This is a genomic window from Massilia sp. MP_M2 (genome assembly GCF_039123635.1).
In the GTDB taxonomy this organism is placed as follows: domain Bacteria; phylum Pseudomonadota; class Gammaproteobacteria; order Burkholderiales; family Burkholderiaceae_D; genus Telluria.
Genome location: NZ_JBCHJF010000004.1, coordinates 78,288 through 101,485 on the forward strand (window position 1 = coordinate 78,288; position 23,198 = coordinate 101,485).

Annotated in this window: 19 protein-coding genes; 7 read left to right on the forward strand and 12 right to left on the reverse strand. The window is 64.5% G+C overall.

Annotation, left to right across the window (positions count from 1 at the left end):
- Positions 1 to 28: 28 nt before the first annotated feature.
- From RCH14_RS10675 to RCH14_RS10695, 5 genes are all read right to left on the reverse strand, one after another.
- A complete protein-coding gene (locus RCH14_RS10675; RefSeq protein WP_343026100.1) occupies positions 29 to 2,995 on the reverse strand; it encodes a ribonucleoside-diphosphate reductase subunit alpha in 2,967 nt (988 codons plus the stop codon).
- Positions 2,996 to 3,586: 591 nt separating this feature from the next.
- Positions 3,587 to 5,050: a sigma-54 dependent transcriptional regulator gene (locus RCH14_RS10680; RefSeq protein WP_343026101.1), complete on the reverse strand. Its 1,464-nt coding sequence runs from the start codon at positions 5,048 to 5,050 to the stop codon at positions 3,587 to 3,589.
- Between the two features lie 18 nt (positions 5,051 to 5,068).
- A complete protein-coding gene (locus tag RCH14_RS10685) occupies positions 5,069 to 6,742 on the reverse strand; it encodes an ATP-binding protein (RefSeq protein ID WP_343026102.1) in 1,674 nt (557 codons plus the stop codon).
- Positions 6,743 to 6,755: 13 nt separating this feature from the next.
- The gene (locus RCH14_RS10690; protein ID WP_343026103.1) at positions 6,756 to 7,004 is read right to left on the reverse strand and encodes a PP0621 family protein; all 249 of its coding nucleotides are present in this window, start codon (positions 7,002 to 7,004) and stop codon (positions 6,756 to 6,758) included.
- Positions 7,004 to 7,807 (reverse strand): cytochrome c biogenesis protein CcsA, encoded by an 804-nt coding sequence (locus tag RCH14_RS10695; protein ID WP_343026104.1) that lies wholly within the window; start codon positions 7,805 to 7,807, stop codon positions 7,004 to 7,006. The genes RCH14_RS10690 and RCH14_RS10695 overlap by 1 nt, the downstream gene beginning before the upstream one ends.
- A gap of 390 nt (positions 7,808 to 8,197) precedes the next feature.
- On the opposite strand from RCH14_RS10695, the gene ffh reads away from it, so the two are divergent.
- The gene (gene ffh, locus RCH14_RS10700; protein WP_343026105.1) at positions 8,198 to 9,565 is read left to right on the forward strand and encodes a signal recognition particle protein; all 1,368 of its coding nucleotides are present in this window, start codon (positions 8,198 to 8,200) and stop codon (positions 9,563 to 9,565) included.
- Positions 9,566 to 9,798: 233 nt separating this feature from the next.
- Complete coding sequence (locus RCH14_RS10705) at positions 9,799 to 10,203, forward strand: SWIB/MDM2 domain-containing protein (protein ID WP_332532342.1); 405 nt, start codon at positions 9,799 to 9,801, stop codon at positions 10,201 to 10,203.
- Positions 10,204 to 10,324: 121 nt separating this feature from the next.
- Here the strand turns inward: RCH14_RS10705 and RCH14_RS10710 are convergent, their stop codons facing one another.
- The 4 genes from RCH14_RS10710 to RCH14_RS10725 form a co-directional block, all read right to left on the reverse strand.
- Positions 10,325 to 11,698 carry an alkaline phosphatase gene (locus tag RCH14_RS10710; protein ID WP_343026106.1) on the reverse strand — a complete coding sequence of 458 codons (1,374 nt, stop codon included), beginning with the start codon at positions 11,696 to 11,698 and terminating at the stop codon, positions 10,325 to 10,327.
- 16 nt (positions 11,699 to 11,714) lie between these two features.
- Positions 11,715 to 13,172: an alkaline phosphatase gene (locus RCH14_RS10715; protein WP_343026107.1), complete on the reverse strand. Its 1,458-nt coding sequence runs from the start codon at positions 13,170 to 13,172 to the stop codon at positions 11,715 to 11,717.
- A gap of 93 nt (positions 13,173 to 13,265) precedes the next feature.
- Entirely contained in the window at positions 13,266 to 13,889 is a 624-nt protein-coding gene (locus RCH14_RS10720) for a lytic transglycosylase domain-containing protein (protein ID WP_343026108.1), read from the reverse strand.
- Positions 13,889 to 15,607: a proline--tRNA ligase gene (locus RCH14_RS10725; RefSeq protein ID WP_343026109.1), complete on the reverse strand. Its 1,719-nt coding sequence runs from the start codon at positions 15,605 to 15,607 to the stop codon at positions 13,889 to 13,891. Before RCH14_RS10725 ends, RCH14_RS10720 begins: the two co-directional genes overlap by 1 nt.
- Before the next feature lie 205 nt (positions 15,608 to 15,812).
- On the opposite strand from RCH14_RS10725, the gene RCH14_RS10730 reads away from it, so the two are divergent.
- The 3 genes from RCH14_RS10730 (at position 15,813) to RCH14_RS10740 (ending at position 18,608) form a co-directional block, all read left to right on the forward strand.
- Positions 15,813 to 16,448 (forward strand): RNA pyrophosphohydrolase, encoded by a 636-nt coding sequence (locus RCH14_RS10730; RefSeq protein ID WP_343026110.1) that lies wholly within the window; start codon positions 15,813 to 15,815, stop codon positions 16,446 to 16,448.
- Between the two features lie 137 nt (positions 16,449 to 16,585).
- The gene (locus RCH14_RS10735) at positions 16,586 to 18,109 is read left to right on the forward strand and encodes an aspartyl protease family protein (protein ID WP_343026111.1); all 1,524 of its coding nucleotides are present in this window, start codon (positions 16,586 to 16,588) and stop codon (positions 18,107 to 18,109) included.
- A 70-nt stretch (positions 18,110 to 18,179) separates the two neighbouring features.
- On the forward strand, positions 18,180 to 18,608 hold the full coding sequence (locus RCH14_RS10740) for a DUF1841 family protein (protein ID WP_343026112.1): 429 nt from the start codon (positions 18,180 to 18,182) through the stop codon (positions 18,606 to 18,608).
- Position 18,609: 1 nt separating this feature from the next.
- Here the strand turns inward: RCH14_RS10740 and RCH14_RS10745 are convergent, their stop codons facing one another.
- The 3 genes from RCH14_RS10745 to RCH14_RS10755 all read right to left on the reverse strand — a co-directional run bounded on the left by RCH14_RS10745 (position 18,610) and on the right by RCH14_RS10755 (position 20,908).
- The gene (locus tag RCH14_RS10745) at positions 18,610 to 20,127 is read right to left on the reverse strand and encodes a SulP family inorganic anion transporter (protein ID WP_343026425.1); all 1,518 of its coding nucleotides are present in this window, start codon (positions 20,125 to 20,127) and stop codon (positions 18,610 to 18,612) included.
- An 83-nt stretch (positions 20,128 to 20,210) separates the two neighbouring features.
- Positions 20,211 to 20,549, reverse strand: coding sequence for a cytochrome c (locus RCH14_RS10750; protein WP_343026113.1), 339 nt, complete (start codon positions 20,547 to 20,549; stop codon positions 20,211 to 20,213).
- A gap of 8 nt (positions 20,550 to 20,557) precedes the next feature.
- Positions 20,558 to 20,908: a c-type cytochrome gene (locus RCH14_RS10755; RefSeq protein ID WP_343026114.1), complete on the reverse strand. Its 351-nt coding sequence runs from the start codon at positions 20,906 to 20,908 to the stop codon at positions 20,558 to 20,560.
- 177 nt (positions 20,909 to 21,085) lie between these two features.
- Between RCH14_RS10755 and RCH14_RS10760 the strand changes: the two genes are divergently transcribed.
- Together RCH14_RS10760 and RCH14_RS10765 are read left to right on the forward strand one after the other, a co-directional pair.
- Complete coding sequence (locus tag RCH14_RS10760; protein ID WP_343026115.1) at positions 21,086 to 21,943, forward strand: MoxR family ATPase; 858 nt, start codon at positions 21,086 to 21,088, stop codon at positions 21,941 to 21,943.
- 25 nt (positions 21,944 to 21,968) lie between these two features.
- Positions 21,969 to 23,138, forward strand: coding sequence for a VWA domain-containing protein (locus RCH14_RS10765; protein WP_343026116.1), 1,170 nt, complete (start codon positions 21,969 to 21,971; stop codon positions 23,136 to 23,138).
- Positions 23,139 to 23,198: the final 60 nt, after the last annotated feature.

The following is a 23,198-nucleotide window of genomic DNA, read 5'->3' on the forward strand; positions in this document are numbered from 1 at the left end:
GCCCTCCATGACTCAGTGACTGCGCGGCTTACTGGCAGGCTTCGCATTCCTCGAAACCGTCGTCACCCGGACGCAGATAGCATGCGGCGCCGTCTTCTTCGGTCGCTGCTGCCGTCGCCGTCGCCGTCGCCGTCGCCATATTCGCCGCCGCTGCCGGCGCCGGTGCAACTGGCGCTTTCTCGCCGGCCGACAGGCCGCCGGACAGGCCGCCCGAGACCGACACGGCGTTCAGCGCGCCGGTGCGGGTGGTCGACTTTTCCAGGTGCGTCGCGGCGATCGTACGCAGGTAGTACGTGGTCTTCAAACCGCGCAGCCAGGCCAGCTTGTAGGTTTCGTCCAGCTTCTTGCCCGATGCGCCGGCCATGTAGATGTTCAGCGACTGGGCCTGGTCGATCCACTTCTGGCGGCGCGACGCAGCGTCGACCAGCCACTTCGGCTCGACTTCGAATGCCGTTGCGTACAGGTCGCGCAGGTCTTGCGGGACACGGTCGATTTTCGACAGCGAGCCGTCGAAGTACTTCAGGTCGGCGATCATGACTTCGTCCCACAGGTCGCGCGCCTTCAGGTCGCGCACCAGGTACGAATTGATCTCGGTGAATTCGCCCGACAGGTTCGACTTCACGTACAGGTTCTGGAACGTCGGCTCGATACAGGCCGAGACGCCGATGATGTTCGAGATCGTCGCAGTCGGGGCGATCGCCACGCAATTGGAGTTGCGCATGCCGAACTGCTTGATGCGCTCGCGCACCGGGGTCCAGTCCATGGTCGACGACGTATCCTGCTCCAGGTACTGGCTGCCACGTTCGTCGGCCAGCAGCTGGATCGAGTCTTGTGGCAGGATGCCGCGGTCCCACAGCGAACCGGTGTAGGTCTCGTAGCGGCCGCGCTCTTCGGCCAGTTCGGTCGAGGCCAGGTAAGCGTAGTAGCAGACCGCTTCCATCGACGTGTCCGAGAACTGCACGGCCTTGTCGGACGCGAACGGGATGCGCATCATGTGCAGGCAATCCTGGTGACCCATCACGCCCATGCCGACCGGACGGTGGCGCAGGTTCGAGTTGCGCGCTTTTTCGACAGCGTAGTAGTTGATGTCGATGACGTTATCCAGCATGCGCATCGCGGTGCGGATCGTCTTTTGCAGCTTGACGTGATCGAGGCCATCGCCCTTCATGTGCTGCGGCAGATTGACCGAGCCCAGGTTGCAGACGGCGATTTCATCGGCGCTGGTATTGAGCGTGATCTCGGTGCACAGGTTCGACGAATGCACGACGCCCACGTGCTGCTGTGGCGAACGGATGTTGCACGGGTCCTTGAACGTGATCCATGGGTGGCCGGTTTCGAACAGCATCGACAGCATCTTGCGCCACAGGTCGAGCGACTCGATCTTTTTGAAGACCGCCATGTCGCCGCGCTCGGCCTTGGCTTCGTACGCCAGATAAGCTTGTTCGAAGGCCTTGCCGGTCAGGTCGTGCAGGTCGGGGGTCTCGGATGGCGAGAACAGCGTCCAGTGCGACTTTTCCATCACGCGCTTCATGAACAGGTCGGGAATCCAGTTCGCCGTGTTCATGTCGTGGGTGCGGCGGCGATCGTCGCCCGTGTTCTTGCGCAGGTCGAGGAACTCTTCGATGTCGAGGTGCCAGGTTTCCAGGTAGGCGCAGACAGCGCCCTTGCGCTTGCCGCCCTGGTTGACCGCGACGGCCGTGTCATTGACCACTTTCAGGAACGGGACCACGCCTTGCGAGCGGCCGTTGGTGCCCTTGATGCGTGAACCGAGTGCGCGCACTGGCGTCCAGTCGTTGCCCAGGCCGCCAGCGAACTTCGACAGCAGCGCGTTCTCTTTGATGGCGTCGTAGATGTCTTCCAGGTCGTCGCCGACGGTGGTCAGGTAGCACGACGACAGTTGCGAGCGGCGGGTGCCCGAGTTGAACAGGGTCGGGGTCGAGCTCATGAAATCGAACGACGACAGCAGGCTGTAGAACTCGATGGCGCGCGCTTCGCGGTCGTCTTCACGCAGGGCCAGGCCCATCGCCACGCGCATGTAGAACGCCTGCGGCATTTCGATGCGCACGTCGCGCACGTGCAGGAAGTAGCGGTCATACAGGGTTTGCAGGCCGATGTAGCCGAACTGCAGGTCGCGGTCGGCGACGATGGCCTTGGCCAGGCGCTCGAGGTCGTACTTGCCCAGTTCTTCGTCGAGCAGCTCGTTGGCGATGCCCTTGGCGATGTACTGCGGGAAGTAGGTCAGGTATTCGGCGGCGGCGCCGGCTTGCGCCACTTCGCGGCCGAAGACTTCCTTGCGGATCGTGTGCAGCAGGATGCGGGCCGTGACCTGGCTGTAGGCCGGGTCTTTTTCCATCAGCGCGCGCGCAGCCAGAATGGCCGACTTGTGCAGCTCTTCGACCGGCACGCCGTCGTACAGGTTCTTCATGGTCTCGGCCAGGATCGCGTCGGCATCGACGTGTTTTTCCAGGCCGGCGCAGGCCGCGCCAATCAGATTGATGACCGTGTTGATGTCCAGCAGGCGGCGCTCGCCGCCATCGATGACGTGGATCTGCGGCGCGACGACGGCAGTACCGCCGGCGGCTTCTTTCGCGGCGCGGCGCTCTTCCATGCGCTTGGCGCGGTACAGCACGTATTCACGCGCGACATCGTGTTCGCCCGAACGCATCAGCGACAGCTCGACCTGGTCCTGCACGTCCTCGATGTGGAACGTGCCGCCGTTCGGCTGGCGGCGCACCAGCGCGGCGACGACGTTATTGGTCATCTGCTCGACCAGCTCGCGGATGCGCGCCGACACGGCGCCCTGGCCGCCGGCGATCGCCAGGAAGGCCTTGGTCATCGCGACCGATATCTTGTGCGGCTCGAACGCCACCACCGAACCGTTGCGGCGGATGACGCGGTAGTCGCCGCGGGCGACGATGTCGGCCGGGGTGGCGCCAGCTGGCGTTGCACCTTGGGCGGCGTGCGGGTTGATCGAGATGTTCTGTGCTTGGTGCATTGAGCCTCCAGGAGAGCGGACGGGCCGCCGTTTGTCGTCATGAAAACCGCCCGGTGCTGCGCGCACCCCCGGTCTCCGAACAAACAACTAGCAAATATGTCGCAAAAAATTAGCAAAACGAATCCCTGCCGGCCGGCGGCCAACGTGCGGCGCACCAGAAAAGCAGGGCAAGAATAGTCAGTACAAGTGCAATGTGGTGTGTTTGGAAACCGCTTGCTGAGAAAAGAAACACCGGTTGGACCCTGGTGCCATCAATCCCATCACTACCGAGTGGCTACCACTACATGTAGTGTCCAGCCTTGATATGAGACTAATTGTAGTACCTCGAACCCGCAGCGGCAAGTGAATAAATCCGCAATATTTGCCGTTTTAAAGCGTGCGAACCCTTGACTTTCAGGGGTCCCCCAAACGGCGGGCGGCGCGCGGTTAGCGAGCGCTAACATCGGCGGCAGCTACCGTGGATGAGCTGCTCAAGCAATCATCAATGCGATGCGCGCTTGCCCAATCGCTGTGCACCATGCACCGGCAAACGTGCACAAAATGACAACGTGCAGTCACAGGACATGCACCCGGTATGAACCGTAAATCGGTTCAATCCTCGGGCGCCGTGATGTCCAGCTTCTGCATCTGGTAGCGCAGCTGCCTGACACTGATCCCCAGCAGGCTGGCTGCCTGGGTACGGTTGAACTGGGTGTGCTGCAAGGCGCGGCCGATGATGTCGCGTTCGACCTGTTCGAGGTATTCCGGCAGGTTGCCGGGCAAGTCGGCGGGACCAACACCCGGCGGCGGCGCGGCGAACGCGACCGGGAGGGGCGCAGCAGCAGCAGCAGCAGCAGCAGCAGCCGGAGCCGCAGCCGGCGCGGGCGGTGCGACTGCCGGCGGCGCCAGCTCGACCCGCGCCGGCTCGAGCGGCCGCGCCGCCTTGAGCGACAGATCGCCCACTTCGATCACGCCATCGTTGGCAAACGCCAAGGCCCGCTCCAGCACGTTTTCCAGTTCGCGCACATTGCCGGGGAACGAATACGCCCGCAGCGCGTCCAGCACGCCGGCCCCAAGCGTGGCCTGCCCTGCCCCGGCCAGGCGCTGCAGGATGCCGTTCACCAGCGGCGCCAGGTCATCCAGGCGCTCGCGCAGCGGCGGCAACCCCAGCTCGATCACGTTGAGCCGGTAGAACAGGTCTTGCCTGAACTTGCCCGTTTCGACGCAGCGCGCCAGATCCTGGTGCGTTGCGCTGATGATGCGCACGTCGACCGGCTCCTCGACCGTAGCGCCAATCTTGCGCACGCGCCGCTCCTGGATCGCGCGCAGCAGCTTGACCTGCATTGCCAGCGGCAGGTCGGCCACCTCGTCGAGCATCAGGGTGCCGCCGTTGGCTGCCTGGAAAAAACCGTCGCGCTCGTCGGACGCGCCCGTGAAAGCGCCCTTGCGGTAGCCGAAGAACTCGGCCTCCATCAGCGTTTCGGGAATCGCGCCGCAGTTCACGGCGATGAAGGGTTTCGCGGCGCGCGAGCTCTGGGCGTGGATCTCGCGCGCGGCCAGCTCCTTGCCGCTGCCCGATTCGCCGGTGATCGAGATCGGCGCCATCGAGCGCGCCAGGCGGGCGATCTGGGCCCGCAAGGCCGCCATCGCGGCCGAGCTGCCGATCATGCGCGAGTCGGGCGCAGCGCCGCCACCAAGCGCAGCGCTTTCGGATTGCTTGAGCGCCGCGCGCACCATCACGCGCAGCGCGTCCAGCGCCACCGGCTTGGCGATGTAGTCGAACGCGCCGGCTTTGAGCGCCACCACCGCGTTTTCGGCGCTGCCGTAGGCGGTGATCACGGCCACCGGCGTGCCCTTGCCGGATGCGCCAATTTCGCGCACCAGCTCCAGGCCCAGACCGTCGGGCAGGCGCATGTCGGTCAGCACCAGCGCGTAATCGCGCTCGTCGAACAGCGCGCGCGCCTCGCGCAGCGTGGCGGCGCTGTCGACATCCAGGCCCATCTTGAGCAGCGTGATCTCGAGCAGCTCGCGCAGGTCGGCCTCGTCGTCGAGCACCAGGACGCGCGGCGCGCTCATGACGGCTCCCGGGCCACGTCAGGCAAGGGCAAAGGTGATGACAAAACGGCCGCTGGCCTTGCGCGGGCCCAGCGCGGACGGGTCGAACCGGTATTCATAATCGAGTTTCGCATCGTTGTTGAGGCACAGTTCGCGCGCCAGGTAGAGTCCAAGGCCGGTGCCCTTGCTCGAGGTGGTATAAAACGGCTCGAACAGGTGGTCGCGCACTTCGGGCGTGATGCCGGGGCCGTCGTCCTGCACGTGCAGTTCGCGCCGCCCGGCCGCATCGCGCGCCGGGAACATGCGGATGCTGGCCGGCTGGCGGCTGGCGTAGCGCACCGCGTTGTTCAGCAGATTGAGCAGGACTTCGTGGAGGTGCAGCGGGTCGAACCGTACGGCGCTGCCGCCCGGATCGCCGATATAGACTATATCACCGGCCAGGCCGTGGATTTCGCAGAATTCGGCTTTCAGCTGCTCGAGAAACACGCCCAGCGGCACCGGCTCGCCATTGGGCTGGGCCTTGCGCGACAGCTGCAGGATGTCTTCGACCATGCGGTTCACGCGCGTCACATTGTCGCCGACGATTTTCAGCAGCCGGACTTCGGCCGGACCGTGCAGGTCTTCGGCCAGCAGCGCCGTCGCGTGACCGATGGCCGACAAGGGGTTGCGCACCTCGTGCGCGATGCTGGCCGTCAGGCGCCCCATCGACGCCAGCTTGAGTTGCTGCGCCTGGTTTTCGATGGCGCTCACGTCCTGCATGAAGATCACGCTGCGCTCGCCCGCCTCACCCGGCGCCTCGCCCACTGCATCGACGGGCGCGGCGACGCGGGCAAAGCGCAGCTTGACATGCACCGGCTGGTCGCGCCGTCCGCGCACGTCGCCGGCGCCATCGCCTTCACGGTACGGCTTGACGGTGACGAAGGCTTTATCGTTCTCGGGCGCGGCGAGCCAGGCATCGAAGGCTTCGGCCAGCGGCTCGAAAGCCGGTGCCGCGTGCAGCAGGAAGCCGGACGTATCGGCCTGCAGCCCGAGCATGCGGCGCGCCGCCGGGTTACCGGTAAACACCGTGCCGTCGGCGCCCACCACCAGGATGCCGTCGCCCACGTCGGCAATCACGATTTCATTGATCGCCTGCTGGATGCGCAGGTCGGCGCCGCGCTGGGCCGCCAGTTCTTCTTGTCCCAGCAGGCGCGCGGCCATGCGGTTGGCCACCAGCACGGCAGCGAAGAACGCCGCGCCGAACAGGCCCGCCTGCATCAACGGCGGGTCGAACCCTTCGACCAGTTGCCACACGCTCAGGCCAAGCAAAAACAGCGTGGCCACCGCCGCCGCGAACAGCGCCAGCAGCAAGGGTGCGAGGATCGCGGCGCCGGCCAGCGGGAACAGATACAGGATACCCAGGCCGCTGCGCATGCCGCCGGCGGCCAGGTACAGCAGCGAAATGACCAAGAGGTCGATCGCGACCTGCACGCCGAGCTGCAGCAGGAAGCGGCGCTGCCTGCGCGCAGCGAACGAGAACACCAGCGCCATGATGGCGTAGCCCAAGCAGATCTGGGCGACCTGCTGCGTGATACGCAGCGCGCCGTTCTCGAAGTCCAGGCCGAAGTACAGCAGCAGCACCAGCGCGATGACGATGCGCGTGAGCGTGAAGGTCTGCAGCGAGCGCCACAGGGCAACGCGCGCTTCGGGCGACAGGATGCGGCGTGGCGTCAAGGCCGGCCTGCGCCTACGGCGGCGGCAGGCGCACGTGGCCTGGCGAGCAGTAGTCGTGGCCGTCGGCGCGCACCGATTCGGAGGCCGGGAAGTACATGCCACAGTGGGCACATTGGGACATCGCTTCGATCTGCACCGGCGCCTTGGCAGCGCCAGGCCGCGCCTGCGGCGGCACGGCCGCGCGTTTGCTCATGGCGCGCAGCTTGCTGCGCACGGCAAAGACGACGAGAGCGATAAAGGCAATCCAGAATAATAGTCGCATCAGATGGTTCCCCGGTGCAGGATAACTTCGAGCACGAAACGGCTACCGACATAGGCCAGCGCCAGCGTGGCAAACCCGGCCAGCGTGAAGCGCAGCGCGGTCTTGCCGCGCCAGCCTCGCCAGCGCCGCCCGGCCAGCAGCGCGGCAAACAGCGCCCACGACAGCAGTGCGAACACGCTCTTGTGGTCAAGCATGAGAGGCCGGCCGAACACCTGTTCGGAGAACACGAAACCCGACAGCACCGTCAGGCTCAGCAGAATGAAGCCGATCCAGATCACACGGAACAGGAGTTTTTCCATCGTGAGCAGCGCCGGCAGCTGGTCGAGCGCGGCGCCAAAGCGGCCGCCACCGGCGGTGCGGGTGTGCAGCCGCGCCTCTTGCAGTGCCATCAGCACGGCGTGGAAGGCGGCAATGGTCAGGGTGCTGTAGGCCAGCACCGCAACCGCAATATGCCAGCCAAAGGCCGGCGACTTGCCGGCCAGCGGCGTCAGCGTGCCGGGAAACAGCAGCGGCAGCAGCGCGGCCACGGCGGCAAACGGCATCACCAGGCGGCGCATGCCGTCGAGGGCAAAATTACGATTCTCGAACCAGTAGGCGGCCACGGACACCCACAGCGCCGAGGACAGCATGATGGCAAAACCGACGCGCAGCCGGCCCGGCACCATCACGTCCATGCCGAGAGAAACGCCGTGCAGCGCCCACGCGCCGGCCGTCACGGCCGAAATCGCTGGCGCGCGGCGCGATGGCAGCAGGGCGCATACCGCGTACAGGAAAGCGGCGGCAAGGAAGAGGAAATTCTGCATAGCGGGAGTCTACACCATTGCATGATGTCGCCGTGGGGTGGGCGGATTTTCCATCCACGCAGTAATGGTTTGCCGCCATATCATCCGGCACGCGAGCGGCGCCGGTAACGATCACCGCGTGGAAGGCAGAGCCTTCCACCCTACGTAGGGTGGGCGGGATCCCCGCCCACGCGGTGATGGTTGGCAGCGAGATCATCCGGAACGCAAGCGGCGCCGCCCACGCTGCCCTCCAGCGCAAAACGCCACGGTTTGCTGAAAAATGTGCGGTCGCCGTCCCCTGGAAGAACAAGCGGCACCTGCGCGAGGTAAAATGCCGCTTTGGCGGCGCTCGCCCACCTGCATTTCGCTCGGGACCGCGCGTCCGATGTGCCCTTACTGATTAGGTTGAACATGCTAGATAACCTCACCCAACGCCTTGCCAAGGTCGTCAAGACCATGCGCGGCGAGGCGCGCCTCACCGAGGCAAACACTGCAGAGATGCTGCGCGAAGTGCGCATGGCCCTGCTCGAGGCCGACGTGGCGCTGCCGGCGGTGCGTGAATTCATTGCCAAGGTCAAGGAAAAAGCGCTCGGCGAAGAAGTCGTCGGCTCGCTCAGTCCAGGCCAGGCGCTCGTCGGCGTGGTGCAGAAGGAACTGGCGGCCCTGATGGGCGCCGACCTCGGCCCCGAAGCCAGTCAGCTCTCGTTCGCCCAGCAACCGCCGGCGATCATCCTGATGGCCGGTCTGCAGGGTGTCGGTAAGACCACCACCACCGGCAAGCTGGCCAAGTACCTCAAGGAACAGAAAAAGAAGAAGGTCCTGACCGTCTCGGCCGACGTGTACCGCCCGGCCGCAATCGCGCAGCTCGAATCGGTGACCAAGCAGGTCGGCGCCGACTTCTTCCCGTCCTCCGCCAGCGACAAGCCGGTCGACATCGCGCTGGCTGCGCTCGACTGGGCCAAGAAGCATTACCACGATGTCCTGATCATCGATACCGCGGGTCGCCTCGGTATCGACGAAGCGATGATGCAAGAGATCGCAGCGGTGCACGCCGCCGTCAACCCGATCGAGACGCTGTTCGTCGTCGACGCCATGCTCGGCCAGGATGCGATCAACACCGCCAAGGCATTCAACGACGCCCTGCCCCTGACCGGCATCGTGCTGACCAAGCTCGATGGCGACTCGCGCGGCGGCGCAGCGCTGTCGGTGCGGCACGTGACGGGCAAGCCAATCAAGTTTGCCGGCGTGTCCGAAAAACTCGATGGCCTCGAAGCCTTCGATCCGGCCCGCATGGCCAACCGCGTGCTGGGCATGGGCGACATCCTGGCGCTGGTCGAAGAAGCGCGCAAGGGCGTCGATGCCGAAGCGGCGGCCGAACTGGCCAACAAGATCAAGGTTGGCGGCCGGTTCGACATGAACGACTTCAAGTCGCAGCTGACGCAAATGAAAAAGATGGGCGGCATGGCCGGCCTGATGGACAAGCTGCCGGCCCAGTTCCAGCAAGCGGCGGCAGGCGCGAACATGGGCCAGGCCGAGAAATCGGTGCAGCGCATGGTCGGCATCATCGACTCGATGACGCCGCTCGAGCGCGCGAAACCCGAACTGATCAAGGCCAACCGCAAGCGCCGCATCGCGGCCGGCGCCGGCGTCCAGGTGCAGGAAGTCAATCGCATGCTCAATCAGTACGACCAGATGCAGACGATGATGAAAAAGCTCAAAGGCGGCGGCCTGATGAAGATGATGCGCGGGATGAAGGGCATGATGCCCGGCATGCGCTAATCCACTACGTTTCGATCCCGGAACCGCGCAATGTATCGCTTTGCGTGGTTTTTTTACGCCCCTTGTCAGCGTTTTATCGTTCCCGTGCGTTGTTGTGTGCGATAGCGCCCATTTAGCCGCTTATCAGAGTGAAAAAGTTTGGAAAAAGACTTGCACGAACAGTAAAACGCTACCAATATAGGCGTGCGATAAATTACGCATTTTTCCATGTGTTCGTTTTAGGAGGCTCGAAGATGGCAACAGCCAAAAAAACCACTGCAGCACCAGCAAAAAAAGCAGCTGCCAAGCCTGCTGCAGCGGCCAAGCCCGCAGCAAAAAAGGCAGCAGCACCAGCGAAAGCAGCCGCTAAAACGGCTGACAAATCGGCCGACAAACCAGCAGTTGCACGCAAGCCAAACGCCGCGTTCATGAAAGCCATGACCCCGTCGGCCACGCTCGCTGCAGTCGTTGGCGACAAGCCGCTGCCACGCACCGAAGTGACCAAAAAGGTCTGGGATTACATCAAGTCGAAAGACCTGCAAGATCCGGCAAATCGTCGCATGATCAATGGCGACGACAAGCTCAAAGCAGTCTTCGGCGGCAAAGAGCAAGTCTCGATGTTTGAAATGACCAAACTGATTTCGGATCATCTGAAATAAGTTCAGGTTATATTCACTCGGCATCGCGCCGATTAAAAAAGCCCCGGATTCAAACCCGGGGCTTTTTGTTATTCAGGTGTAAATAACCTGAATCCGAACTTGTCCCTGACACGGATTCGGCTTACAAGCCGCCGGCAGCCTTCATCAGTTCGAACACGCGGGTATTTTCCATCGTGCCTTTGAATGACGCCGAGCCGGCGCCAGTCGCATACAGTTTCACGTCGCCGCCGCCATGGGTTTCGGACGACTTGTGCACACCCGTCTCCTGGTGATAATCGTCGCTCTGCGCGACCACGCCATCGACCTCGGCGCGCACGTCCGGCCGGTTCGGGCCATTGCCGAACACCAGCGTGGTGAAGGTCTTGCCGTCCGCGTCCTTCTTTGGCTCGCCCGTCGCGTAGTCGCGCACGATATCCAGGATCGGGTTGCCGCGCTTGGGGTAGCCGTTGATCTGCATCGTGTGGTCATGGTCGGCGGTGAGCACGATCAGCGTATTCTGCAAGCCCGGATCGATCGCGCGCATGCGCTCGACTGCCAGCTGCAACGCGTCGTCGAACGCCACCGTCTCTTCCAGCGCGTGCTTGGCGCGGGTGTCGTGCAGCGCATGGTCGATCTTGCCGCCTTCGACCATCAGGAAGAAACCGTTCGGATTCGTCGACAACAGGTCGATCGCCTTGCCCGTCATTTCGGCCAGCGTTGGCTGCTCGGGGCGGCGCTGGTACGCATAATCGAGGTGGCTGGCCGCGCTGTAGATGCCAACGAACTTGCGCCCTGCCCTGGCCGACATCATGCCGGCGCGCGTGCCGGCCACGTAGTAGCCGGCGCCGGCAAATTCGGCCATCAGATCGCGTCCATCTGGCCGGCCTTTCGGATTGAGCGCCGTGTCGCGTGGCGTGAAGTGATTGCGCCCGCCGCCCATCAGCACGTCGACGCCGTCGCCCAGCGCCGCGTTGTAGCCGGCACCACCAGGCACGAGCTGCTGCGCGATCGTGTAGGCCGCGTCGCGGCTGCAGGTGTGTGCAAAAGTCGACGCCGGCGTGGCGTGCGTCAGTTCGGTGGTGGTGATGGCGCCGGTGGCCCGGCCCTGCGCCTTGGCCAGTTCCAGGATCGTCACGGCCGGCCGGCCATTGTTCGCGCCGCACTGATCGACGCCTTCCTTGGTCGGGTCGATCGATCGTGCACCGGCCTGCGAGATGACGTCGTTGTTCATCTTCACGCCGGTCATGTATGCGCCCATCGACGGGGCGCTGTCGGTGGTCTGGTAATCGAGTGAATAGGTCTTGACGCGCGCGGTGCGGTCCATCAGGCGCTCGAAGTGCAGCAGGCTGTCTTCGCCGCCGCGATAGATGCGGGCCGCGGTGACGACGGACGGGCCCATGCCGTCGCCAAGGAAGAAGATGATGTTCTTCGCTTTTTGCTGGGCCGAAGCCGTTGCCGGGAGCGCTGCACCAAAGGCGGCGGCCAGCAGCAGCGGAAGAATGCGTCGTGAAGTCATGGTGAAGTTCTCGTGCTTACAGACCGGCTGCGGTCTTGATCAGATTGAAGACGCGCGTGTTGTCGATGGTCCCGCGAAACAGCTCCGCGTTCGCGCCGGCCGCGCCCAGATAGACGTCGCTGCCGCCATGCGTCTCGGCGCCCGCGCGCGTGCGCACGACCGCTTGCTGGTGGTAGTCGTCGGCCGTCACGATGGCGTCGGTCAGCGGCGTGGTGCGCTCGCCCTGATGGCGATTTTCGCCGGTGCCGAAGCCGATGATCGTGTATGGCATGCCCTGGCTGTCGAGCGTCGGTTTGCCGTCGGCGGTGCGCACCAGGCCCAGTACGCCCGGATTGACGGGCGTGGTCTTGCCGGTGCGGGCGGCATAGCCGTTCAGCAGCAGCGTGTGGTCATGGTCGGCGGTGGCGACGATCAGCGTGTTCTTCAGACCCGGGTCGAGCGCTTCCATGCGCTCGAGCGCGGCCTGCAGCGCGGCGTTGTACGTCACCGTCTCTTGCAGCGCACGTTTGCCGAGCGTCGCATGCAACGCATGGTCGATCAGGCCGCCCTCGACCATCAGGAAAAACCCGTTACGGTGCGGCGCGAGCAGCTCGATCGCCTTGGTTGTCATGGCTGGCAGCGCCGGTTGGCGGGCGGCGTCGCGGATCGCGTCGAAGTCCATGTGGTTGGCGGCGAACAGGCCAACGACTGGCGCGCCCGGCGCCAGCGCGCTGAACCCGGCGGTGTCGTTGACGACCCGGAAACCTTTGGCCTTGAACTCCGCCTGCAGATCACGGTTGTCGGCGCGCTTGCCGCCACGCGCGAACGGCGTGAATTGCTGCGCACCGCCGCCGAACAGGACGTCCAGGCCATGGGCGCCCAGCGCCTTGTTGTAGCCGGCGCCGCCGGGCACCAGGCTGGCGGCGATGTCGGTTTCGAGCCTGCGGTGGCAGGCATGGGCATAGGTCGCCGCCGGGGTGGCGTCGGTGACGCTGGTATTGGTGACCACGCCCACGGCCATGCCGCGCTTGCGGGCCAGTTCGAGCAGCGTGACGGCGGCTTCGCCGTTCTCGCAGCGGCTCACCAGGCTGTTGCCATTGGCGTCCTTGGCCGGCGCGATCGAGCGGGTGCCGGCCGACATCGAGATCACGCCGTTGTTCTGCTTCACACCCGTCATGTAGGCCGCCATCGAGGCGGCGCTGTCGGTGACCTGTGCATCGTTGGAGAAGGTCTTCACGAAGGCCGATTCGGGCAGGCGATCAATCGCCAGCTCGCCTTCTTCACCGGCGGCGAAGATGCGCGCGGCAGTCAGGGTGTTGACGCCCATGCCATCGCCCAGGAAAAAGATGACATTCTTCGCGCGCTGGTCGACCGGGTTGGCCGTCAGCGCCGGGGTTGTGACCGGGGTCGCGGTCGTAGGCGTGGCAGGCGGCGTGGCAGCGCAGCCTGTGAGCGCCGCCAGCAGTGCGCCAGCGGTGAAAAGGATGGGTCGCATGCAGTCCTCACTGGTGAAAGCGGGAAGTCTACACTGCGTCAATGACGGTGGGGTGAATTGCTATGTTAGGGTTTTGTACAACGCAGAAACGCCTCACGCTCCCGGTTTGAACTCCCAGTTTTTCCAGGCCGCCAGCACCGCATTCGGGTACTTTGGCTTGCCCCGGCTGCCGTTGTAGCGGCCCAGCGCCAGGTACAGGTCGCCCCGCTCCATGTCGATATACATGCGCAGGATCGCGCAGCCATAGCGCAGATTGGTCTGCATGTGGAACAGGCGGCGGCGGTCGCCGTCGCCGATCGCTTTCGTCCAGAACGGCATCACCTGCATGTAGCCGCGCGCGCCGGCAACCGAGATCGCATACTTGCGGTAGGCCGACTCCACCTGGATCAGGCCCAGCACCAGTCCCGGATCGAGGCCCGCGCGGGTCGACTCGTACCACGCGGTCTCGAGGAACTCGGTGCGGGTCTGGACGTCGGGCAGGCGCTTGGCCAGGCGCGGCGACATCTGGTCGAACCACGCTTGGTAGCGCGCCCGCCCCGCCTCGGTACGAAAGGTCGGGCGCGGCGGGCGCGCGTCGGCGATGGCGTTGGCCAGCGCCAGGCGCACCGAGTCGGACAGCGCTTCTTCTTTCTGGTTGCCGGCATGCGCCGGCGCCGCCAGACCGAAGGCCAGCGCCAGCAGCACGCCTCCGGACCAGGAGGCCAGGCGCAACGCCATCACTTGCCCAGCTTGGCCTTGATGAAGCCGACCATCTCGCCGACTGCCACGCCGCTCGCTTCTGCATCGCGGCGGCCCTGGTATTCGAGGTTGCCTTCTTTCAGGCCACGCTCGCCGATCACGACGCGGTGCGGCACGCCGATCAGTTCCCAGTCGGCGAACATCGCGCCCGGCCGCAGGCCGCGGTCGTCGACGATGACGTCGATGCCGCTTGCCGCCAGTGACGTGTACAGCTGCTCGGTCGCTTCCTTGACCATCTCGCTGCGGTCCATCCCCATCGGACACAGCACCACTTCGAACGGCGCCAGCGCATCTGGCCAGACGATGCCCTTGTCGTCGAAGTTCTGCTCGATCGCCGCGCCCAGGATGCGGGTCACGCCGATGCCATAGCAGCCCATCTGCAGCGGCGCAGGCCGGCCGCCGTCGTCGAGGAAGGTCGCGCCCATCGCCTGCGAATACGCGGTACCGAGCTGGAACACGTGGCCCACTTCGATGCCGCGCTCGATCGCCAGCACGCCCTTGCCGTCCGGCGACGGGTCGCCTTCGACGACATTGCGCAGGTCGGCCACGAGCGGCTCTGGCAGGTCACGGCCCCAGTTCACGCCGATGTGGTGAAAGTCTGCTTCGTTCGCGCCGCACACGAAGTCGGCCATGTTGGCGACCGTGCGGTCGGCCACGACGGTGACTGGCAGCTTGGTACCGACCGGACCGAGGTAGCCCGGCACGGTGCCGAACACCTCCAGGATTTCAGCTTCGCTCGAGAAGCGGTAGCCGGCCAGGCCATCGACCTTGCCGACCTTGATCTCGTTGAGTTCATGGTCACCGCGCAGCAGCAGCACCCAGTAGCTTTTCTTGCCGTCGTTCTCGACCGTCAGGGCGATGGTCTTGACGGTCTGCGCCAGGTTCACACCCAGCAGCGCGGCCACGGTCTCGCACTTGGTCGTGCCCGGGGTCGGCGTTTTGGTCAGCGTCTGCGAGGCAGCGGCGCGCTCGCCGCTGGCCACGGCTTCGGCCGCTTCCATATTGGCCGCGAAATCGGACGTCGGGCAGTAGACCAGCGCATCTTCGCCGGTGCTGGCGATGACGTGGAATTCATGCGAGCCGGTGCCGCCGATGGCGCCATTGTCGGCCGCCACCGCGCGGAACTTCAGGCCGAAGCGCGTGAAGATGCGGGTGTAGGCGTCGAACATGGTCTGGTACGACGTCTGCATGCCGGCGACGTCGCGGTCGAACGAATACGCATCCTTCATCGTGAATTCGCGGCCGCGCATCAGGCCGAAGCGCGGACGGCGCTCGTCGCGGAACTTGGTCTGGATGTGATAGAAATTCAGCGGCAGCTGGCGGTACGACTTGATCTCGCTGCGCACGACGTCGGTGATGACTTCTTCGGACGTCGGCTGGATCGCGAAATCACGGCCATGACGGTCTTTCACGCGCATGAGCTCATCGCCCATCTTGTCCCAGCGGCCCGTTTCCTGCCACAGTTCGGCCGGCTGCACGAGTGGCATCAGGAGTTCGATACCGCCGGCGCGATTCATTTCTTCACGGACGATCGCTTCAACTTTGCGGATGACGCGCAGCCCGACCGGCATATACGTGTAGATGCCGGAACCCAGGCGCTTGATCATCCCGGCGCGCATCATCAGCTTGTGGCTGACAATCTCGGCATCGGAAGGCGCTTCTTTCAGAGTAGAAATAAAAAATCGTGAGGCACGCATATCTGTGAATTCTTTTTAAAAAGAGAGGGTTATAATCGACCTAATTTTAAAGGATTAGCCGGCTGATGCGTCCAATCTTTCTACAAACAGGGTCCGGAACCAGCATCATCGACCGCGCAAGCGGTGCGGAAACCCCATGGGCGTAAAAATACGTAAGTAAAAACATAAGGGAACGTCCGCCGGCAGAAAGTATCGAGGTGCACTTATGCTCGACCGTGAAGGGTTTCGGCCCAACGTCGGCATCATCCTGCTGAACGCTAACAACGAGGTCTGGTGGGGCAAGCGGGTGCGAGAGCACTCATGGCAATTTCCTCAAGGGGGAATCAAGTACGGCGAAACACCCGAGCAGGCAATGTACCGCGAGCTCGAGGAAGAAATCGGTTTGCGTCAGGAGCACGTCAAGATCGTGGGGCGCACCCGCGATTGGCTGCGCTATGAAGTGCCCGATCATTTCATCAAGCGTGAAATTCGCGGGCATTACCGTGGCCAGAAACAGATCTGGTTCCTGCTGCGCATGGTCGCGCGCGACAACGAAGTCAATCTGCGCCTGACTGACCATCCCGAGTTCGACGCCTGGCGCTGGCACGACTACTGGGTGCCGCTCGACGTCGTCATCGAGTTCAAGCGCGACGTCTACCAGCGCGCGTTGCAGGAGCTATCGCGCTTTCTGAGCTGGCCGGCCAAGGGCCAGCACGGCGAGCGGCGGCACAGCGCGCGCTATCTGCGCCAGCCGCATGGCCGGTCGCAGGCTGGTGCCAAGGCCGGGCAGGACATGCTCGGACCGACAGGCCCTGGCAATCCGGCGGCGCCCGATACGCTGGTGCTGGCGCCGAACAAGTAGGCGTCAACAGCGTCACAATGCCGGAGCTGGAGCGCGACGCGCCACGCTCCGGCATCCCCCCGGCCCCTTCCAGGCGCCGCTCCATTTCATGCTCAAAGCATTGTTTTCGCGGCAACATTCGCCGGTACAATGCTTGCATGACTACGCCTACCGCCCGCCTGCATCTGCTGCTGCCACTGCTTGCCCTGAGTGCCGTGCCCACTGCCCATGCCTGGCAGGCCGAGCCCAAGCGTTGTCAACTGGCTCAGCTCGCGACGCTGCCCGTGCGCTATACCGGCCCGGACCTAAACCTGACGATCGAGGGGCAGATCGACGGCACGCCGGCCGACATGCTGATCGACACCGGCTCCAATGGCACGATACTCACGCGCACCGCGACCGAGCGACGCGCCCTGCCGCTGCGCCCTACCGACGGGCGTGCCTACGGCATTGGCGGTGCGGCCCGCATCTACAGTGCGCAGATCAAGGAATTCAAGGCGGGGCCGGCGGCGATCACCAACAGCCGCGTACGGGTGCTGGGTGACTTTGGTACGGCGCCATCGTTCGAGGCGATCCTGGGCGCGCCGTTCCTGCTCCAGTCCGACCTCGAGATTTCGCTGGCAACCAAGGAAATCAAGTTCTTCAAACCGACCAATTGCGATAGTGCGCACCTGGCCTACTGGGACGAGAACGCCGTCGAGATTCCTTTCCGCTGGAACAGCTCGCGTCAGGCCAATCCCGAATTCAAGGTGCTCCTGAACGGCAAGGAAGTCACGGCCGTGATCGACAGCGGCGCCTCCATCACGGTGATGACGCGCCGGGCCGCGGAAAAAGCGGGTCTGAACATGAATGCGCCAGACGTCGCACGGGCCGGCGAAGCGGGCGGCATCGGCACCAAACGCATCGCGCGCTGGAACGCGACGCTGGACAAGCTGCAGATCGGCCGCGAAACGATCATCAATGCCGACGTCGGCGTGATCGACACGAATGACCTGGACGTCGATCTGCTGCTGGGCGCCGACTTCCTGCGCTCGCACCGCGTCATGTTCGCGATGAGCCAGAAGAAGCTGTACTTTACCTATGTCGGGGGCGACGCACTTGGCCAGCGGCGCCGCATCGAACCCTGGCTGCAGCAGGAAGCCGACGCCGGCAATGGCGACGCGCAGATGATGGTGGCTTCAATGCACCGCAGCGGTCACGGCACGCCGCCTGACATGGCGCAGGCGCTGGTCTGGCTCGACAAGGCGGCCGCCAGCGGAAACCCGCGCGCCAACCTGGTAGTCGGCCAGCGCCTGATGAAAGAACGCCGCTACACCGAAGCGGTGGTGCGACTGCGCCAGGCGCTCGACAGCATGCCGGGCGAGCGCTCTGGCGCGCTGATGCTGTACACGGCGCGCATGCACAATAAAGACACCGAGCTGGCGCGGCGCGAACTGGCCAGCGCCTTCACGCACGACCTTGATGAATGGCCTGGGCCGATCGCTGATTTCTATCTCGGCAAGCTCGATGAAGGCAAGCTGCTCAAGCTCGCGCGCGAGGAATCGGCGCATGCGCTGCGGCGCGCCTGCCAGGCGCGCTTTGCGATCGCCGAGCGCCATCGGTTCACGGGCGATGCCGAGCAGGCCAACCGGGTGCTGGATGAGGCGCTTGAGTGCCGCCAGGGGCCGAAAGAGGCATCCTGAGGCCCTGCCCGCGCCGGATCAGCGGCTGCGCTACAATGCCCGCTCTCCCCTTTTTTCGCCCCCTCCTGCCATGTTCACTCCGTCCTCGCACGACGTGCGCCGCTTTTTCTGCGACGCCTATCGCAAGCAACGTAATGGCGAAATCCTGACGCCGATGGATGCCATCGCGGCCGACTGGATCGTGCAGCATCCCGAGTACCACGACCAGTTCGAGGACATCGAGGCGGCGATCGCGCGCGATTATTCGGTCGAAGGCGGCAAGCCCAATCCGTTTTTGCACCTGTCGATGCACCTGTCGATCGCCGAGCAGATCTCGATCGACCAGCCGCGCGGGATCCGCGCCGCGCACGACATGCTGGTGGCCAAACGGGGAGAGCACGACGCCCACCACGAAATCATGGAGTGCCTGGGCGAGATGATCTGGGCCTCGCAGCGCAATAGCGTGCCGCCCGACACCGAGGCCTATATCGAATGCGTGCGCCGCCGCGCGTTTGCCTGATTCAGGCCAGCTTGTCGTCCGCGACCCGGTAACGCGGGTCTTCCATCAGATTCACCTCGATCATGTCCTGCGCTTTTTCCAGCAGCTCGCGGCAGTCGGGGCTCAGGTGGCGCAGGTGCAGGCGCTTGCCGAGTAGACGGTAACGTTCGGCCAGCGCGTCGATCGCCTGGATCGCCGAATGGTCTACCACCCGCGCGTGCAGGAAGTCGATCACGACGTCCTGCGGATCGTCCTTTGGCGTGAAAATTCCCTGAAATGCACTGACCGACGCGAAGAACAGCGTGCCGTCGAGCGCGTACACCTTCCAGCCCTGCGCATCGAGCGCGAGCGCCGCCTTCACCTGGCGCGCATGCTGCCACGCGAACACCAGCGCAGAGACGATCACGCCGGTCAGCACCGCCACCGCCAGATCGACCAGCAGCGTGATCGCCGCCACCAGCACGACCACGAACAGGTCCGCGCGCGGCACGCGACCGGCCAGGCGGAACGTGCCCCACTCGAAGGTCTTTTCGCAGATGACGAACATCACGCCGATCAGCGCCGCCAGCGGAATCGCCTCGATCCAGCTTGAGCCGAACAGGATGAAGCACAGCAGGATCGCCGCCGCCGCGATGCCGGACAGGCGCCCCGTCGCGCCGCTATTTACGTTGATCATGCTCTGGCCGATCAGCGCGCAGCCGCCCATCCCGCCAAACACGCCGCTGACGACGTTGGCCGCACCCAGCGATTCGCGGTTCGGCTGGCCGCGCGTGTCGGTGATTTCGTCGATCAGGGTGAGCGTCAGAAGCGACTCGATCAGGCCAACGCCCGCCATCACGAGCGCGTACGGGAACACGATGCGCAGCGTGTCCCACGTGAATGGCACGTCGGGCAGCGCGAAGCTCGGCAAGCCGCCGGCGATGGAACCGAGGTCGCCCACGGTGCGGGTCTCGACGCCAAGCAGCGCGCAACCCACGCTGGCCACCAGGATGCCCACCAGCGTGGACGGCACCGCCCTGGTGAGGCGCGGCGTCAGGTAGATCACCGCCATCGTGATGGCGATGATGACGCCCATCGTGACCAGCTGCGCGGCGGGCATCCAGTGTGGCGTGCCATCGGCACCCGCCACCTTGAAGTGCCCGAACTGGGCGAGAAAGATTACCAGCGCCAGCCCGTTGACGAAGCCGAGCATCACCGGATGCGGCACCATGCGAATGAATTTCCCCAGCCGCGCGGCAGCAAACAGCAGTTGCAGCACGCCCATGAGCACCACGGCCGCGAGCAGGTATTGCGCGCCATGCTGCACCACCAGCGCCACCATCACCACGGCCAGCGAACCGGCGGCGGCCGAGATCATCCCGGGCCGCCCGCCGAATGCGGACGTGATGAAGGCAACCAGCACGGCCGCGTACAGGCCCGTGAGCGGCGACAGGTGCGCGACCAGCGCGAAGGCAATCGCCTCGGGCACCAGGGCCAGGGCGACCGTCAGGCCACTGAGCAGATTGGTTTTGAGGTAGGCGGGCGAGGTGAGAACAGACAGAAATGACACGAAAAGCTCCGGCGGGTGACGCTGCAAGGGGCTCGCATGTTAGCAGGGAGTGCCTTGCGCGTCGCTGGCCGGGCCTATTTCTTGATCACCAGCTGGCCCGGCAAACTGCCCAGGTACGCGCCGAGATCGGCCATGTCGCGGTTCGACAGCGGCTGCACCAGCGCCGCCATGATCGGGTTCACGCGCCCGTTCGGGCCGGCGCCGCGCTTGTAGGCACGCAGCGCCGTCGTCAGGTAATCGGCATGCTGGCCGGCCAGTTTGGGGTAGCTCGGGTCGATTGGCTTGTTGAAGTCGGCGCCGTGGCACGAGGCGCAGTTGTGCGTTTTGGCCAGCGCTGCGCCGCGCGCGATGTCGGCGGCCGATGCGCTTGCGCCCAGCGCGCACAAGGCCAGCGCAAGGCAGATCCGGTTCATGGCAGTATTCATCGCGTGGCCACCGTTTGTTGGGAGTAATAGGCCGCTACGTCGGCGATGTCCTGGTCGCTCATCGACCTGGCGACATTGACCATCGAAAGATGTTTGCGGTCGCCCTTGCGGTAGGCCTTGAGGGCCGCCTCAAGGTATTTGGCCGATTGGCCGCCGATCATCGGCACCCGGTAGACTTCGGGGAACGCGGTCTTGTAGCCACCGGCGATGCCGTGGCAGCCGATGCACATCTCGATCTTGGCGACGGCCGCCTTGGGGTTGCCGACGACTTCTGCCGCCGTGGCGACGGCGCTGCCGGCGGTACAGGCGCATGCTGCCAGTACCAGTGGTGCCAAACTTGTTTTCATGGGCGTCTCGTTAGTTGTAATTCGAAAACCGCAACCGCACAAAAAGTTAGCAAGGGTCTACCAACGGGCCGATTCTATCTGAAGACTTGACACCAGTCTACAAACCGGACGGCGGCGGCGCGCCCGGGGTTATCGCGTATACTTCCTGCCACCGACCGACTCGACAAAGCACCCGCCATGCATGCTGCTCCCCGCTTCGAAGGCAGCGACAACTACGTCGCCACCGCCGACCTGAAACTGGCCGTCAACGCGGCCCTGACCCTGGGCCGCCCCCTCCTGATCAAGGGCGAGCCGGGCACCGGCAAGACCATGCTGGCCGAAGAAGTGGCCGCCAGTCTGGATATGCCGCTGCTGCAGTGGCATATCAAATCGACCACCAAGGCCCAGCAGGGCCTGTACGAATACGACGCCGTCTCGCGCCTGCGCGACTCGCAGCTGGGCGACGAGCGCGTGCGCGACATCCAGAACTACATCGTCAAGGGCGTGCTGTGGCAAGCCTTCACGGCGCCCGAACCCGTCGTGCTCCTGATCGACGAAGTCGACAAGGCCGACATCGAATTTCCGAACGACCTGCTGCGCGAACTCGATCGCATGGAGTTCTATGTGTACGAAACGCGCGAGATGGTCGTGGCCACCCACCGCCCGCTCGTGATCATCACGTCCAACAACGAGAAGGAATTGCCGGACGCGTTCCTGCGCCGCTGCTTCTTCCACTACATCCAGTTCCCGGACCGCCAGACGATGGCCGACATCGTCGGCGTGCACTTCCCGAACCTGCGCCAGGACCTGCTGACCGCCGCGCTGCAAAGCTTTTATGCCATGCGCGACGTCCCCGGCATCAAGAAGAAGCCGTCGACGTCCGAGTTTCTCGACTGGCTCAAGCTGCTGCTGGCCGAGGACGTGCCGGCCGAAGCCCTGCGCGCGAGTGCCGAAGGCAAGGTGGGCATCCCGCCGCTGCACGGCGCCCTGCTCAAGAACGAGCAGGACGTGGGCCTGTTCGAGCGCCTGATGTTCATGGCGCGGAACAACCGGTGATGGTGGCGCCAGCCCCCTCGATGCGATGCTGATCGATTTTTTCCGCGCCCTGCGCGAGGCCCGCATACCGGTGTCGATCCGCGAATTTCTGACGCTGCTCGACGCGCTGCAACGCGGCGTGATCGCCCCGTCGCTGGACGACTTCTACTATCTCGCGCGCCTGACGCTGGTGAAGGACGAAGCCCATTTCGACAAGTTCGATCGGGTCTTCGGCGCCTGGTTCCGGGGCATCGATGCGGTGTTCGACGCGAAAGCCGAGATTCCGCTCGACTGGCTGATCAAGCGCTTCGAGCGCGAACTCACGCCGGAGCAAAAAGCGCAGCTCGAAAAATTCGGCTACGACAAGCTGCAGCAGCGCCTGCAGGAACTGCTGAAAGAGCAGAAGGAACGCCACGCGGGTGGCAGCAAGTGGATCGGCACCGGCGGCACATCGCCGTTCGGACATGGCGGCACCAACCCCGAAGGCATCCGCATCGGTGGCGAGAGCCGCAACCGCACCGCCGTCAAGGTATGGGACCAGCGCACCTACCGCGACTACGACGGCGAGCGCGAACTGGGCACGCGCAACCTGAAGGTGGCATTGCGCCGCCTGCGCCGCTTCGCGCGCCAGGGCGCGGCGGACGAACTGGCGCTGGACGACACGATCCGCGCCACCGCCAGCAACGCCGGCTGGCTCGACATCCGCATGCGGCCCGAGCGCAAGAACCGGATCAAGGTCGTGATGCTGTTCGACGTCGGCGGCTCGATGGACGACCATATCGAGCGCACCGAAGAACTGTTCTCGGCCGCCAGCAGCGAATTCAAGAACATGGAGTTCTACTACTTTCACAACTGCGTCTACGACTACCTGTGGAAGAACAATGCACGCCGCCACAGCGAGCGCTTTGCCACCTGGGACGTGCTGCGTAAGTACCCGGCCGATACGCGCGTGCTGTTCGTCGGCGACGCGACCATGAGTCCGTACGAAGTCATGGCGCCCGGCGGCTCGGTCGAATACAACAACGACGAAGCCGGCGCGGTGTGGCTGGCGCGCTTCATGACGGCGTTTCCGAAGTGCGCCTGGCTCAATCCGGAGCCCGAGCACTTGTGGCAGTACCGGCAATCGATTGCGCTGATCCGGCAAGTGATGAGCAACCGGATGTTTCCGATCACGCTCGAGGGGCTGGAACGGGCGATGCGCTTGTTGAGCAAGTAGTGTTAGCACGAACACGGACGGGAGCAGCCGCGCGCACTAGAATCGCGCAACGATAAGAAC

What these genes read in the sequence shown, in the direction of transcription:
- RCH14_RS10675 (WP_343026100.1), bottom strand. Translation starts at nt 2,995, where the DNA reads ATGCACCAAGCACAGAACATCTCGATCAACCCGCACGCCGCCCAAGGT.
- RCH14_RS10680 (WP_343026101.1), bottom strand. Translation starts at nt 5,050, where the DNA reads ATGAGCGCGCCGCGCGTCCTGGTGCTCGACGACGAGGCCGACCTGCGC.
- RCH14_RS10690 (WP_343026103.1), bottom strand. Translation starts at nt 7,004, where the DNA reads ATGCGACTATTATTCTGGATTGCCTTTATCGCTCTCGTCGTCTTTGCC.
- RCH14_RS10695 (WP_343026104.1), bottom strand. Translation starts at nt 7,807, where the DNA reads ATGCAGAATTTCCTCTTCCTTGCCGCCGCTTTCCTGTACGCGGTATGC.
- ffh (WP_343026105.1), top strand. Translation starts at nt 8,198, where the DNA reads ATGCTAGATAACCTCACCCAACGCCTTGCCAAGGTCGTCAAGACCATG.
- RCH14_RS10705 (WP_332532342.1), top strand. Translation starts at nt 9,799, where the DNA reads ATGGCAACAGCCAAAAAAACCACTGCAGCACCAGCAAAAAAAGCAGCT.
- RCH14_RS10710 (WP_343026106.1), bottom strand. Translation starts at nt 11,698, where the DNA reads ATGACTTCACGACGCATTCTTCCGCTGCTGCTGGCCGCCGCCTTTGGT.
- RCH14_RS10715 (WP_343026107.1), bottom strand. Translation starts at nt 13,172, where the DNA reads ATGCGACCCATCCTTTTCACCGCTGGCGCACTGCTGGCGGCGCTCACA.
- RCH14_RS10720 (WP_343026108.1), bottom strand. Translation starts at nt 13,889, where the DNA reads ATGGCGTTGCGCCTGGCCTCCTGGTCCGGAGGCGTGCTGCTGGCGCTG.
- RCH14_RS10725 (WP_343026109.1), bottom strand. Translation starts at nt 15,607, where the DNA reads ATGCGTGCCTCACGATTTTTTATTTCTACTCTGAAAGAAGCGCCTTCC.
- RCH14_RS10730 (WP_343026110.1), top strand. Translation starts at nt 15,813, where the DNA reads ATGCTCGACCGTGAAGGGTTTCGGCCCAACGTCGGCATCATCCTGCTG.
- RCH14_RS10735 (WP_343026111.1), top strand. Translation starts at nt 16,586, where the DNA reads ATGACTACGCCTACCGCCCGCCTGCATCTGCTGCTGCCACTGCTTGCC.
- RCH14_RS10740 (WP_343026112.1), top strand. Translation starts at nt 18,180, where the DNA reads ATGTTCACTCCGTCCTCGCACGACGTGCGCCGCTTTTTCTGCGACGCC.
- RCH14_RS10750 (WP_343026113.1), bottom strand. Translation starts at nt 20,549, where the DNA reads ATGAACCGGATCTGCCTTGCGCTGGCCTTGTGCGCGCTGGGCGCAAGC.
- RCH14_RS10755 (WP_343026114.1), bottom strand. Translation starts at nt 20,908, where the DNA reads ATGAAAACAAGTTTGGCACCACTGGTACTGGCAGCATGCGCCTGTACC.
- RCH14_RS10760 (WP_343026115.1), top strand. Translation starts at nt 21,086, where the DNA reads ATGCATGCTGCTCCCCGCTTCGAAGGCAGCGACAACTACGTCGCCACC.
- RCH14_RS10765 (WP_343026116.1), top strand. Translation starts at nt 21,969, where the DNA reads ATGCTGATCGATTTTTTCCGCGCCCTGCGCGAGGCCCGCATACCGGTG.